This window comes from Comamonas sp. 26 (assembly GCF_002754475.1).
Classification (GTDB): Bacteria; Pseudomonadota; Gammaproteobacteria; order Burkholderiales; family Burkholderiaceae_C; genus Comamonas.
The window spans coordinates 2293631-2307509 of the sequence record NZ_PEFL01000001.1 but is presented as its reverse complement, the minus strand read 5'-3'; the positions used below and the strand labels follow the sequence as shown (position 1 = coordinate 2307509).

Annotated in this window: 9 protein-coding genes; 7 read left to right on the top strand and 2 right to left on the bottom strand. The window is 60.7% G+C overall.

The window, feature by feature from the left end:
- Position 1 precedes the first annotated feature (1 nt).
- A complete protein-coding gene (locus CLU84_RS22390) occupies positions 2–355 on the bottom strand; it encodes a hypothetical protein (RefSeq protein WP_233209995.1) in 354 nt (117 codons plus the stop codon).
- A gap of 202 nt (positions 356–557) precedes the next feature.
- Between CLU84_RS22390 and CLU84_RS10570 the strand changes: the two genes are divergently transcribed.
- The 5 genes from CLU84_RS10570 to CLU84_RS10550 are packed head-to-tail and all read left to right on the top strand — an operon-like array spanning position 558 to position 8783.
- Entirely contained in the window at positions 558–2141 is a 1584-nt protein-coding gene (locus CLU84_RS10570; protein WP_099737131.1) for an efflux transporter outer membrane subunit, read from the top strand.
- Positions 2131–3378 carry an efflux RND transporter periplasmic adaptor subunit gene (locus tag CLU84_RS10565; RefSeq protein ID WP_099737130.1) on the top strand — a complete coding sequence of 416 codons (1248 nt, stop codon included), beginning with the start codon at positions 2131–2133 and terminating at the stop codon, positions 3376–3378. The genes CLU84_RS10570 and CLU84_RS10565 overlap by 11 nt, the downstream gene beginning before the upstream one ends.
- On the top strand, positions 3375–6611 hold the full coding sequence (locus tag CLU84_RS10560; protein ID WP_099737129.1) for an efflux RND transporter permease subunit: 3237 nt from the start codon (positions 3375–3377) through the stop codon (positions 6609–6611). The genes CLU84_RS10565 and CLU84_RS10560 overlap by 4 nt, the downstream gene beginning before the upstream one ends.
- On the top strand, positions 6608–7285 hold the full coding sequence (locus tag CLU84_RS10555; RefSeq protein ID WP_099737128.1) for a heavy metal response regulator transcription factor: 678 nt from the start codon (positions 6608–6610) through the stop codon (positions 7283–7285). The genes CLU84_RS10560 and CLU84_RS10555 overlap by 4 nt, the downstream gene beginning before the upstream one ends.
- Positions 7275–8783: a heavy metal sensor histidine kinase gene (locus tag CLU84_RS10550; protein ID WP_158235183.1), complete on the top strand. Its 1509-nt coding sequence runs from the start codon at positions 7275–7277 to the stop codon at positions 8781–8783. The genes CLU84_RS10555 and CLU84_RS10550 overlap by 11 nt, the downstream gene beginning before the upstream one ends.
- Before the next feature lie 27 nt (positions 8784–8810).
- Here the strand turns inward: CLU84_RS10550 and CLU84_RS22035 are convergent, their stop codons facing one another.
- Positions 8811–8963: a hypothetical protein gene (locus CLU84_RS22035; RefSeq protein WP_158235182.1), complete on the bottom strand. Its 153-nt coding sequence runs from the start codon at positions 8961–8963 to the stop codon at positions 8811–8813.
- Between the two features lie 285 nt (positions 8964–9248).
- Here CLU84_RS22035 and CLU84_RS10545 point away from each other — a divergent pair, with 285 nt between their 5' ends.
- Together CLU84_RS10545 and hrpA are read left to right on the top strand one after the other, a co-directional pair.
- On the top strand, positions 9249–9635 hold the full coding sequence (locus CLU84_RS10545) for a YXWGXW repeat-containing protein (protein ID WP_099737126.1): 387 nt from the start codon (positions 9249–9251) through the stop codon (positions 9633–9635).
- Positions 9636–9800: 165 nt separating this feature from the next.
- Positions 9801–13862, top strand: coding sequence for an ATP-dependent RNA helicase HrpA (gene hrpA, locus CLU84_RS10540; RefSeq protein WP_099737125.1), 4062 nt, complete (start codon positions 9801–9803; stop codon positions 13860–13862).
- The last annotated feature ends 17 nt before the right edge of the window (positions 13863–13879 follow it).

Below are 13879 nucleotides of genomic sequence, written 5' to 3'. Positions count from 1 at the left end.
CTCAGCCCCCCGCTACGACGAGTGCACCGACAGTGATGGCCGGAATATGAATGAGCTGCGCTAGGCCCTGACGGCCTGTGAGCGCAGCGAGCAGCCAGAGCAGATCGCGCAGCACGACAAAAACGGCCAGCATCAGCAAGATCGCCAGAATCCAGCCACTTGGCACTTGCCAGGGAGCGATATGGATGTATGGCACTGCACCTGTTTGTAGAAGCTGAAGAAGCATGGCCGGGAATATGCCCAGCATCGCTGTAAGCAAAGTGGCGAGAATTCGAGCTCGCAGCGACATGCGATTGAGGGGCCACCACAACCAGATGGCAAGCAAGGGAATGGCGAAGGTGGCGATTGAAACCATGAGTTAGGAGTCGCGGGAAAAGTACTGGTAGAAAAAAGAAACAGCGCGATGGAGATGCCATCAGGCGCAAAGCCTGAGGATGCAGTGGCGCCGAGCATAGCAACCGTCAATAACATCGAGTTACTGACGGTTTTGTCATTTTCCTGTCAGCGCAGTGACCGGCTCTGTTGCCTAGAGTAAAGCTCATCTTGTGAGGTGGCTTATGTGGACACGCAAGGCTGTGACAACTCAGTTGGCTGGACTATGGCAATCGCGCCGCTGGTCTGGCGTGCTGGCCGTGTTTGCCTTGTCTGCTTGCGCTGTGGGGCCCGACTATGTCAGGCCCGAGGCCCCCGATGGCGCCAGCAGCCAGCAAAGCTTCAAGGAAGATGGGCCTTGGCGCCAGGCCATGCCGGCGGCGCCTGATCCGCACACGCCCTGGTGGCAGGCCTATGGCGACCGCCGGCTCAATGCCTTGGTCGAGCAAGCCACGGCGGCCAACCAGACCGTAGCCCAGGCCCAGGCCCAGTATCAGGCGGCGCAAACGCTGGTGCAGGGCGCGCAAGCCAGTTACTTCCCCGTGGTTGGGATCAATGCGGCGGGGCAGAGGGCCAGGACTGTCAGCTCAGGCAGCAGCACGCTGGGTGATAGCCACAGCTGGTCTTTGAGTGCAGCCTGGGAACCCGATTTCTGGGGACGGGTGAGCCGCAATGTGGAATCGACCCAGGACACCGCCCAGGCCACGGCTGCCGATCTGGCAGCGGCGCAACTGGCTGTACAGGCTAGCGTGGTCAACGACTATTTGCAGCTGCGCATTTTGGATCGCCAGCAAGCGCTGTACACGCGCACCACGGCGGGCTATGGAAAATCGCTCCAGCTCACCGAAGCCCAGTTGCACGCCGGTGTGGCCACGCGAGCCGAAGTGTCGCTTGCTGAAAGCACGTTGGCCGCCGCCCAGGCCCAGGCGCTGGATGTGGACCTGATGCGACGGCAACTCGAACATGCGCTGGCGGTGCTGCTGGGGCGCACGCCGGCCGACTTCAGCTTGCCTGCCGATGAGACCGTCGTCCTGCCGGGTTTGCCCGGCATGCCCTTGGGCTTGCCGTCCCAATTACTGGAGCGTCGCCCAGATATCGCCGGTGCGGAGCGCCAGGCGGCTGCGGCCAACGCCCAGATCGGAGTGGCGCAAGCGGCCTTTTATCCCAACCTCACACTGAGTGCCTCTGGCGGTAACAGCGGCCCGGGTCTGGGCCTGCTGAGCTGGGCGGCCGCACCCGGCAAAGTCTGGGCGCTGGGCTTGGCCCTTGCCGGCACCCTGTTCGACGGAGGCGCGCGCAGTGCCAATCTGGCCCATGCGCGTGCCAGCTTTGAAGTTACGGCGGCCAGTTATCGCCAGACCGTGCTCAACGGTTTTCAGGAGGTGGAAGACAACCTGGCCGCCATGAATGACTTGCAGCAGGAATATACGGCTCAGCAACGCGCGAGCACCGCGGCCCAGACTGCAGAGCGCGTGGCGTTGAGTCAGTACCGTGCTGGCACCGTCACCTATATCAATGTGATCACCGCCCAGGCGCTGGCCCTGAGCAATGAGCGCGCCGCGCTGCAAGTGCAGGGTCGTGCATATGCAGCCAGCGTGGCGCTGATCAAGGCCTTGGGTGGTGGCTGGTGTACCGCGCAACTGCCGCCTGCAGGGGAAAAGCACCCAAAGAGTGCAGCGGTGGACCCCGACCTATGTGGCAGCGCCATCGCTGGGAGGGAAACGGCGGCCGTACCGACCACCGAACTGGAGAATGACCATGAGCAATGAAATACCGGTGGTTGCGCCAGGCCACTCGGGCAACAAGCCTGCTTCAACACAGTGCGTGCCGCGCAAGGTCTGGGGCCTGGTTGGCGTGGCGGCTGCTCTTGCGCTGGTGGTGGCTTGGCCGCATTGGCATGGGCAGTCCGCAGCCAGCACTGGATCGGCAGCAGCCGTCAAGGTGGGCGCAGCCAAGGTGCCGGTGCGCACTGCTTTGGTTACCACCCAAGATATGCCGCTGGCGGTGACAGGCATAGGCACGGTCCTGCCTGCGGCTTCGGTCACCATCCGCACCCGCGTCGACGGGCAACTCGATCAGGTCGCTTTCAAGGAGGGTCAGGATGTGAAGGCCGGTCAGGTGCTGGCGAAGCTCGATGCCCGTACCTTCCAGGCCCAGTTGCAGCAAGCACAGGCGCAAAAGGCCAAGGACGAAGCTCTGCTGACCAATGCCCAGACTGATTTGCAGCGCTATAACGAACTGATCCGAGACGAGGCCACCACGCGCCAAACACTGGAGACGCAGAAATCCCTGGTGCGCCAGTTGCAGGCCACGGTGCAAAACGATGCCGCGCTGGTCCATTACGCTCAGGTGCAATTGGGCTTTACCACCATCACCTCGCCGATTGCGGGTCGCGTGGGTGCCAGACTGGTGGATGCTGGCAACATCGTGCATGCCGCAGACACGGGCGGTTTGCTGGTGGTCAACCAGATCGACCCGATTGCCTTGCAGTTCAGCCTGCCGCAAGAGCAGTTCCAGGCGGTGAACCGCGCCATCAATACCGGACAGACGCTGGCCGTGCAGGCGCAAGACCAAAGCTCGCGCGCGCTGCTGGCCACGGGTGCGCTGACCTTGGTGAACAACCAGATCGACACCACTACGGGAACGATCACGCTTAAAGCTTATTTTGCGAATCCTGAGCACAAGCTGTGGCCTGGCCAGACGGCACTGGCAAGGCTGGTGCTGGACATGGCGTCCCAAGCGGTAGTCGTACCCAATGCGGCGGTGCAACGCGGCAGCAATGGTCTGTTTGCCTATGTGGTCGACAAAGACCATAGGGCACAGATGCAGCCTCTGGTGGCTGGAGACAGTGACGGCGAGCTGACGGTGATAAGTCAGGGCCTGAAGCCTGGCCAGCGCGTGGTGACCGATGGCCAGTACCGGCTGACCCCTGGTGCCCAGGTCGTGGATCAGGTCAGCAGCATCGGGTCGACCGGCAGCGCTGCTGACAAGGGGCATGCATCATGAATATCTCGGCTGCCTTCATCAAACGGCCTATTGGCACCTCGCTGCTGGCGCTAGCCTTGCTGCTGATCGGTCTCGCGGCTTGGCCCTTGCTGCCGGTCGCGCCGCTACCGCAGGTAGATTTCCCAACCATTCAGGTCACGGGCCGCCTGCCGGGTGCCAGTCCCGAGACCATGGCCTCGAACGTGGCCCAACCGCTGGAGCGCCAGTTCTCGCTGATCCCTAGTCTGACGCAGATGACTTCGACCAGCTCCCTGGGCATGTCGCAGATTACCTTGCAGTTCGATCTGGCCCGCGATATCGACGGAGCGGCGCTGGATGTGCAGTCCGCCATCAATGCAGCCACCGGTCAGTTGCCCAAGAACCTGCCCAGTCCGCCCAGCTTTCGCAAAATCAACCCGGCTGATGCGCCGGTCTTGATTCTGGGCGTGCAGTCCCAGGTGCTGCCCATTACCGAGGTTGATGACTCAGCCGAAAATATTCTGGCCCAGCAGATCTCGCGCATCGCCGGCGTGGGATTGGTCAATGTGTTTGGCCAGCAAAAACCTGCCGTGCGCATTCAGGCCGATCCTGCCAAGCTCAAGGCCCTTGGCCTGAGCCTGGAGGACCTTCGCGGTGTGATTGCCAACACGACGGTGAGTGCTGCCACGGGCACCGTGGATGGCGCCACGCAGGCCTTCAATGTCTATACCAATGACCAGTTGCTCAAGGCTGAGCCCTGGAACAACGTGATCCTCGCCTGGCGTAACGGCGCACCGATTCGCGTGCGCGATGTGGGCGTGGCGGTGGACGGCCCAGAAAACGCCAAGATTGCAGCCTGGGCCTATGCTGGGCCAGTTGCGCCCGAGGGGGCGAACATCGTCAACGGTCGCACCATTTTGCTGGCCATCACCAAGATGCCAGGGGCCAATGTGATCGACACGGTCAACCGCATTCGCGCCGCACTGCCCAAGCTCCAGGCTGGCATTCCGCCCAGCATCACCGTCAACACGCTGATTGACCGCACGCAGACCATTCGCGCTTCGGTGAAGGATGTCGAATTTACCTTGCTGCTATCGATCGCTCTGGTGGTGATGGTGATCTTCGTGTTCTTGCGCAATGTGATGGTCACGGTGATTCCCAGCGTCACTGTGCCGCTGGCTATTCTGGGCACGGCCGGAGTGATGTATGTGCTGGGTTACAGCCTGGACAATCTCTCGCTGATGGCCTTGACGATTGCCGTGGGCTTTGTGGTGGACGACGCCATCGTGATGCTCGAGAACATCTACCGCCACATCGAAGCCGGCATGGAGCCACTGCAGGCCGCGCTGCAAGGCTCGCGCGAGATCGGCTTCACCATCATCTCGATCTCGGTGTCGCTGGTGGCGGTGTTCATCCCCTTGCTGCTGATGGGGGGCATCGTGGGGCGTCTGTTTCGCGAGTTTGCGGTCACTGTCACCATCACCATTGCCGTGTCGGTGCTGGTGTCGCTCACTGTCACACCCATGATGTGCGCCAAGTTTCTGCGCGCCCGCCATGCTGCGGACGCACAGGGCGGCAACGACCACGGCGACGGCAACTCCGAGCACCATGGCCGTATCTATATGTGGTTTGAGCGCGGTTTTGACGCCATGCTGAATGGTTACCGCAAGGGACTGGAAGTGGTGTTGCGCCACCAGTTCATCACCTTGCTGAGTTTTATCGCCACGGTGGCGGCCACAGTCGTGCTGTATGCGGTGATTCCCAAAGGCTTCTTTCCGCAGCAAGACACGGGTTACATTTTTGGCTCGGCGATTGCGGGGCAGGACAGCTCGTCCGACGCCATGCACCAGCGCATGCTGGCGCTGGCCGACATCGTGCGTAAAGACCCTGATGTGACAGCCTTCGGCATGCAAGCCGGTGCCAGCACCTTCAATACCGGCAATATGTTTATCGGCCTGCGCCCGCTTGACGAAGGCCGAACGGCCACGGCCGACCAGGTGATTGGTCGGCTGCGTCCGCAACTGGCCCATATTCCGGGTGTGACCTTGTATATGCAGGCCGGGCAGGACATCAATGTGGGCGGGCGTCTGGCCAGCGCTCAGTACCAATACACGTTGACCGACAGCAATCTGCAGGAACTCAATGACTGGACGCCGAAGATTCTCGAGGCGCTGCGCGCTTTGCCGGGTCTGACCGACGTCACCTCGGACCAGCAAAACGCCGCCCCCACGGCCATGCTGACCATCGACCGCGATCTGGCGTCCAGCTACGGAATCACGCCAGCGCTGGTGGACGCCACCATCAACGACGCCGTAGGCCAGCGCCAAGTGGCGCAGTATTTCACCCAGCTCAATAGCTACAACGTGGTGCTGGAGGTCACACCCCAGCTGCAGCAAGATCCACAGCTGTTTGACAAGATCTTCCTGACCTCGCCCATCACCGGCCTGCAAATACCGCTATCCACGTTTGTGAAGCTGGACACCAGCCACACCGGCTATCTGGCCGTGAACCACCAAGGCCAGTTCCCGGCCGTGACGATTTCGTTCAACCTGCTGCCCGGCCATGCGTTGGGGCAGGCCGTGGATGCGATCGGCCAGACCCAGGCCCGGATGGGCGTGCCGCCCACGCTCAATGGCAATTTTCAGGGAACGGCCCAGGCCTTTGGTGATTCGCTGCGCACCCAGCCTTATCTGATCGCCGCGGCGCTGGTGGCGGTCTACATTGTGCTAGGCCTGTTGTACGAGAGCTATATCCATCCTCTGACGATTTTGTCCACTTTGCCGTCGGCCGGCGTTGGGGCGCTGTTGATTCTGATGGCCGGTGGTTATGACCTGAGCGTGATTGCGCTGATCGGTATCATTCTGTTGATCGGCATCGTCAAGAAGAACGGCATCATGATGGTGGACTTTGCCTTGCACGCGGAGCGCGATCAGGGCATGTCGCCACGCGATGCGATCTTTGAGGCCTGTATCCTGCGCTTTCGCCCCATCATGATGACCACCATGTGCGCGCTGCTCAGCGGCCTGCCGCTGATGCTGGGTCAAGGCGCTGGCTCCGAGCTGCGCCGCCCCTTGGGCTTTGCCATGGTCGGGGGCTTGCTGCTCTCGCAGTTGCTGACCTTGTTCACCACGCCCATCATTTATCTGTACCTGGACCGCGCGCATTACTGGATGGAGAGCCAACGTGCAGCCAGAGCGGCACGAAAGGCCCAGAAGGCCGGGCGCAACCCGTACACGACAGCAACGGCTTCTTCCTCTACGATGGTGAAGCCATGAAAGTTCTGATCATCGAAGACGAACGCAAGACCGCCGACTACCTGTGCCAGGGCCTGACCGAGCAGGGCTGGACGGTGGATGTGGCGCATGACGGCATCGACGGCCAGCACTTGGCGGTCAACTACGACTTTGATGTGGTGGTGCTCGATGTGATGCTGCCCGGTCTGAACGGTTTCGACATCCTGCGCTCCATGCGCGCCGTCAAGAACACACCTGTCATCATGCTCACGGCTCGCGATGGGGTGGACGACCGCATCAACGGTTTGCGTGCCGGGGCGGACGACTATTTGATCAAGCCCTTTTCCTTTCTGGAGTTGCTGGCGCGGCTGCAGGCTCTGACGCGGCGTGGTCGCGCGCAGGAGCAGACGCTGTTGCGCGTGGGCGAGCTGAACATCGACCTGATCCGGCGCAAGGTGGTGCGTGCCGACCAGCGCATTGATCTGACAGCCAAGGAGTTCGCTCTGCTGGAACTACTGGCCAGGCGCCAGGGCGAAATACTCTCCAAGACGGCGATTGCCGAGCTGGTGTGGGACATGAACTTCGACAGCAACACCAATGTGGTGGAGGTGGCCATCAAGCGGCTGCGCGCCAAGATCGACACGCCGTTTCATCCGCCGCTGCTGCACACCATCCGCGGCATGGGCTATGTGCTGGAAGAACGCGATGGCGCTTGAGCCCAACGCCATGCAGGCCAGCAACGTCAAGGGTGAGCGCTGGAGCATTGCGGCGCGCCTGGCCTGCATGTTTGCTTTGGCTGCAGTGGCCATCTTTGTGCTGATGGGCGCAGCCCTGATGCATGTGCTGGAGCGTGAACTGGATCATTACCAGCTGCAGCAGTTGCAAGGGCGCATGGAAGACCTGCGCTACATGCTGGTACACAGCCGCTCGCCCCAGCTGGCCGAGCATGCCAAGGAAAAGATACTGGATTTGCAGGCTGCTGATGGGCGCAACCGCTATTGGCTCTGGAGCGAGGACGCAGCCTACCGCCTCGGAGGCAGCGCCCAATGGGTGGCCCAGCAGCTGTCATCGTCGGTATTGAATGGGGTGCCATCAACTCTTTTGCACCTGACCGTGCCGGGTGAGGCGAAGGTCGTGGCTGTATTGGGTGCAAACTTGACGGCCAACGATGTGCGCCCAGCCGTGCAACTGATGGTGGGCATGGATGCCACCGGTTTGGCCAATACCCTGCATAGTTTTCGCACGGCTGTGCTGGGTTTGACCTTGCTGGCGGCTTTGCTTGTGGCTGCTCTTGGCTACTGGATTGCAGGCCTGGGTCTGCGGCCCTTGCAGCAACTGTCGAGCGAAACCCAGCGCATTGGCCGCAAACAGGCCGGAGAAAATAAGGTGGGACAAGGCAATGAACGCTTGCAACTGCCTGTCTTGCCCAAGGAGTTGTTGAATCTGGGCATTTCGATCAACGCCGCGCTGGACCGGCTCAGTGTCACTTACCTGCAACTGGAAACTTTCAACGCTGATGTGGCGCACGAGTTGCGCACCCCGGTGACCAACTTGATTGGTCAGACCCAGGTTGCATTGTCGCGCGAACGCTCAGCGCAAGAGTTGCGTGATATTTTGCAATCCAATCTCGAGGAGCTGGAGCGCTTGCGCGGCATTGTGGCCGACATGCTGTTTCTGGCCCGGGCCGAACAGGGAGCGCGCGCCTATGACGCTGTTCACGTTTCGCTTGCCGAGGAAATGGGCAAGATTGTCGAGTTCTTTGAGATGCTGCTCGATGATGCCGGCCTGCAGGTGCACTTAAGTGGCGATGCTCAAGTTATGGTGCAGCGCCCCTTGCTGCGGCGTGCCATGAGCAATCTGCTGCAAAACGCCATACAGCATGGCGTGGGCAAAGCGCTCATTGAGGTGAGGATTGAATCCGGCCTGGCGCAGAAAGGGGCAGAGCCGAGTATGGCCGAGCTGATCATCACCAATGCCAGCCAGATCATTGCCCCTGATCAGCTGGCACATTTGTTTGATCGCTTCTATCGCCTGGACGGCGCGCGTGCCAATAGCGGAGAAAACCATGGCCTGGGGTTGGCCATTGTCAGAGCCATCGCGGTGATGCATGGGGGAAAGGTCTGGGCCAAGCAGTCCGAAGCAGGTCTCAGCGTAGGGCTTCAATTGCCTTCAATGCCGCAGCATGATCCAGAGCAGGGGAGGGCGCAGATTTGAGCGCCTGGTTCAAGGCTTCTTCTCAATTCAGCCCAAGTGCCAGGTTTTGCCGGGGTCAGTGATCTTGCCCAAGCAACGGCCAATCCATTCTTCCAGACACTCCCGGGGCAAGAAGACATCTCTCAACGCCGCGCTCAGCAAAATGACGCTGACCAATAAAACTGCACGTTTGAGCTCCATGGGGATCTCCGTTCTTTTCGGACAGAAGAAGGTATGAGGTTCAGTCTAGAAATGCGGCGTTAATCAAATGTGACGGGCTTGTAAAGCTCAGCCAAAGCTTTGTGCGGGCAATGGTTCAAATCGTTAATTTCGTGTCTGCAGAAGCAACTGGGATCGGTGCCTTCGCAGCGAAGGTGGAGGGGCGCTCCATTCGCTTAAGTCTGGTCTAAGTTTGTTTTGCACAATGGACTTGTCATTCATGGGTTTCTCTATTTTCAGAACGCATTTACTTGAAGGACTGAAGCCATGCAAGCACCCACATTGGTTCATGTCGACCTTGAAGGTCGGCGCACTGGCCGCAGCCATCGGCAAGTCTGGGCTGTGACGGCCTTGGTCACTGCCGTGGCCTTGACAGGTTGTGTGGTGGCACCAACCGCACCGGCCTATGGTTATGGCGGTGACATTACCGCCAGCGTCGCGCCGCCAGCGCCCTATGTGGAGACCATTCCCGTGGCTCCTGTGGTTGGCAGCATCTGGATTGGCGGTTTCTGGGACTGGGAAGGAGGCCGTCACGTCTGGAGGCCTGGCCATTACGAACATGCGCGTCCCGGCTATACCTATCGTCAGCCAGCCTGGCGCCCAGGTGGAGGTGGGCAGTGGATGCTGCACCGGGGAGGCTGGGAGCGTCGCTGACGGCGCCAAGCTTGAGTCCTGACGCTGCAGTTTGAGGACTTGCCGCCATCTGTAAAAAGATGGCGGCTTTTTTGTCTTTCAGCCCCGGCGAATGGGATCGGCAGCAAGCACGGATCAACATATCGCGAGCGCATGGAGCCAAGGGCGGGGATAATCTCAGCCCTTATGCCTTTGAAGATCACCTTCCCCGAGTCGCTCCCCGTATCTGGCCGTCGCCAGGAAATCATGGAGGCCATGGACCGCCACCAAGTCATCATCGTCTGTGGTGAGACAGGCTCGGGCAAGACCACGCAGTTGCCCAAGATTGCGCTGGCGCTGGGGCGCGGCAAGATCAACGCCACGCCCGATGCGAACGGCCAAGTGCGCGGCCATTTGATCGGTCATACCCAGCCGCGTCGGATTGCGGCTTCCTCAGTGGCGAAGCGCATTGCCGAAGAGCTGAACACGCCGCAAGGCGAGGTGGTGGGCTACAAGGTGCGCTTTCAGGACACGCTGCAAAAAGGCGCTTCCGTCAAGCTGATGACCGACGGCATCTTGCTGGCAGAGACCCAGACCGATCCGCTGCTCAAGGCCTATGACACGCTGATCATCGACGAGGCGCATGAGCGCAGCCTGAACATTGACTTTTTGCTGGGCTATCTGCGCCAGATCTTGCCCAAGCGCCCCGACCTCAAAGTGGTGGTCACCTCGGCGACCATCGATGCGGACCGCTTTGCCAAGCACTTTGAAAACAAGGACGGCCCTGCGCCCGTCATCATGGTCTCCGGTCGCACCTACCCGGTGGAGATGCGCTATCGCCCGTTTGAAGGCGAAAAAGACAAGGATTTGAACGACGCCATTGCCGATGGCGTGGACGAACTCTGGCAAGGCGGTAAGGGCGGGGACATTCTGATCTTCCTGCCTGGTGAGCGCGAAATCCGCGAAGCCGCCGACCACCTGCGCAAGCATTTGCAGCATTCGCCTGTGTTGCGCAATGCCGAGGTGCTGCCACTGTTCTCGCGCCTGTCGCAAGCCGAGCAGGACAGAATTTTTGACGGCCACACGGGTCGGCGTATTGTGCTGGCGACGAATGTTGCCGAAACCTCGCTCACGGTTCCCGGCATCCGATACGTGATTGACGCTGGTACAGCGCGCGTTAAGCGCTATTCTTTCCGTAGCAAGGTGGAGCAACTGCTGGTCGAGCCTATCTCGCAGGCCGCTGCCAACCAGCGCGCGGGCCGCTGCGGTCGTGTGGCCAACGGTATCTGTATTCGCCTGTATGACGAGGTGAGCTTTACCAGCCGCGACAAGTTCACCGACCCTGAAATTCTGCGTTCTTCGCTGGCCGGTGTGATCTTGCGCATGAAGTCGCTGGGCTTGGGCGATGTGGTGAACTTCCCGTTTCTGGAAGCGCCGTCGGGCCGCGCCATTGCCGACGGCTACCAGTTGCTGGCTGAGCTGGGCGCGGTGGACGACCGTGGCAACCTGCTGTCTATGGGCAAGGAGCTGTCACGCCTGCCGCTGGACCCGCGCGTGGGTCGCATGATTTTGGAAGCGCGCGACCGCAAGGCCTTGGCCGAGGTGTTGATCATTGCCGCAGCCATATCGGTGCAAGACGTGCGCGACCGGCCTATGGAAGCGCAGCAGCAGGCCGATCAGGCTCACGCCAAGTTTGACGACGAAAAAAGCGAATTCACCGGCTATCTGCGCCTGTGGAAATGGCTACAGGATGCGCGTGGCGGCAAGGTGGTGGCCCAGTCGCGCAAGGAAATGGCGGCGCAAAACGCACCGGCATCCAGACCGAGCACACGCAGCCAGGCATTCTTGCCGGTGAGCCAGCGCAGCAGTGGTGCACAGGTCGAAGGCACGGTCGAAGAGCGCCTGGCGCTGTTCAACCCCTCCGAAGTGGAGCAAGCCGCCAGCCACAAAATCAGCAACCGCCAGTGGGAGCAGTTGCTGCGCCAGAACTTCATCAATATCCGCCGCGTGCGCGAATGGCGCGATATTCATTCGCAGCTGATGACGGTGGTGAAAGAGCAGAAATGGCTGCTCAATAACGAGGCGGCTGGCTACGACGCGCTGCACCTTTCCATGCTGGCGGGCCTTTTGGGCAATATCGGCTACAAGGCCGAGGAAAGCGAAACCTATCTGGGTGCACATGGCATCAAGTTTCATGCCCACCCCGGCGCCCATCTGAGCAAGAAGCCCGGCCGCTGGATTCTGGCGGCCGAGCAGGTTGAAACCTCGCGTCTGTATGGCCGGGGCATTGCAGCCATTGAGCCGCAGTGGCTGGAAGAAGTCGGCGGTCATCTTTTAAAGAAGCAGATGCTGGACCCGCACTGGTCCAAAAAGCAGGCCGATGTGGTGGCGCTGGAGCGCGCCACGCTGTACGGGCTGGTGGTCTACAACGGCCGTCGCGTGAGCTATGGCCGCATCGACCCGCACGAGGCACGCAACCTCTTCATCCGCCAGGCGCTGGTGGAGGGCGAGTGGGAAACCAAGTGGCATTTCTTGCCTGCCAACTTGAAGCTGATGCGCAAGGTGGAAGAGCTGGAGCACAAGAGCCGCCGTCAAGACGTACTGGTGGATGATGAACTGATCTTCGCCTTCTACGACCAGCAACTGCCCAAGGACGTCTACAGCGGTGCGACCTTCGACCAATGGTTCCGCGCCCAGAGCAAGGCCAACCCTGATCTGCTGCGCCTGTCGCGCGATGAGTTGATGCGCCATGAGGCCGCTGGCATCACCACTGACAACTTCCCCAAGCTGGTCAAGCTAGGCGGCGTGGACTGCGCCGCCGCCTATCTGCATAGCCCCGGCGATGCGCGTGATGGCGTGACCGTCACCGTGCCGCTGTTTGTGCTGAACCAGGTGAGTGACGAGCGTGCGGAATGGCTGGTGCCTGGCATGCTCAAGGACAAAATTCAGGCGCTTTTGAAGAGTCTGCCGCAGCGCCCGCGCAGCCGCTTTGTGCCGCTGCCCGAAAGTGCTGCGCGCTTGGCCGAGCTGTTCACCCAGAGTGAGCGCTGGGCTCAGGGAGGGCTGATCGACGCATTGCTCAAGCAGGTTCGCGACGAGACCTCGCTGGACGTCAAACGTGCGGACTTCAAGCTCGATATGCTGAGCCCGCATTTGTTCATGAACTTCCGTATCACCGACGAGCATGGTCGCCAGCTGGGCCAAAGCCGCAATCTGGGCGCGCTCAAGGCCGAGTGGGGCGCCAAGGCGCGTGGAGCGTTTCAGGCCCTTGCTTCATTAAAAGTAGCTGCTACCGTTGTTCAACAGGGCGATTCTGGCAAAAAAGAGGCTGAAACCAAGACAAATCAGGCGCAAGCAGCTCCTAAAAATGAGAAGGTACAGGCCGTCAATCAGGCCAGCAAGCCTCCTGCTCAGTCGCATGAAGCACGTTACAAGGACTGGAGCTTTGGCGAGCTGCCCGAGCTGATGGAAATCAAAAAGGGCGGCACGACGCTGATTGGTTTCCCGGCCTTGATCGATCACGGTGATGGGGTCGGCATTGAAGTGTTTGACGAGCCCGAAGCCGCTGCCGCTAAGCATCGAGTGGGCCTGCGCCGCCTTTTTGCGCTGCAGATTCGCGATGCGCTCAAGTACCTGGAAAAGAACATTCCCGATCTGCAGAAGATGGCCGTTGCCTTTATGCCGCTGGGCACGCAGGAAGAGCTGCGCGAGCAGATCATCAACGTGGCCATTGATCGCGCTTTCCTGCAAGAGCCGCTGCCTTCGAACGAAGCCGACTTCAAGCAGCGCGTGCAAGATGGCCGGGGTCGTCTGACCTTGATTGCCAACGAAGTGGCGCGCATGTCCGGCGTGATTTTGCTGGAATACGCGGCTGCCCAGCGCAAGATCAAAGACACGAAAAATGCGCCAGAAGCCACGAAAGACGCGGGTGAGCAGCTACAGAAGTTGATGCCCAAAAACTTCATCGCCATCGCGCCGTGGACGCAGCTGGGTCACTATGCCCGTTATCTCAAGGCCATCACCGTCCGTCTGGATAAATACCGCGCCGACCCAGCCCGCGATGCTGCCAAGCTCAAGGAGCTGCAGCCGCTGGAGCAGCGCTACTGGCGTCTGGTGGCAGAGCGCAAGGGCGCTGTGGATGCGCGCATGAAGGAGTACCGCTGGATGCTGGAAGAGCTGCGCGTGAGCTTCTTCGCGCAGGAGCTGCGCACGCCTTACCCGGTAAGTAGCAAGCGCCTGGATAAGGTGTGGGCGCAGCTGCAGCAGTGATGCCAGCTGGCGGCTTG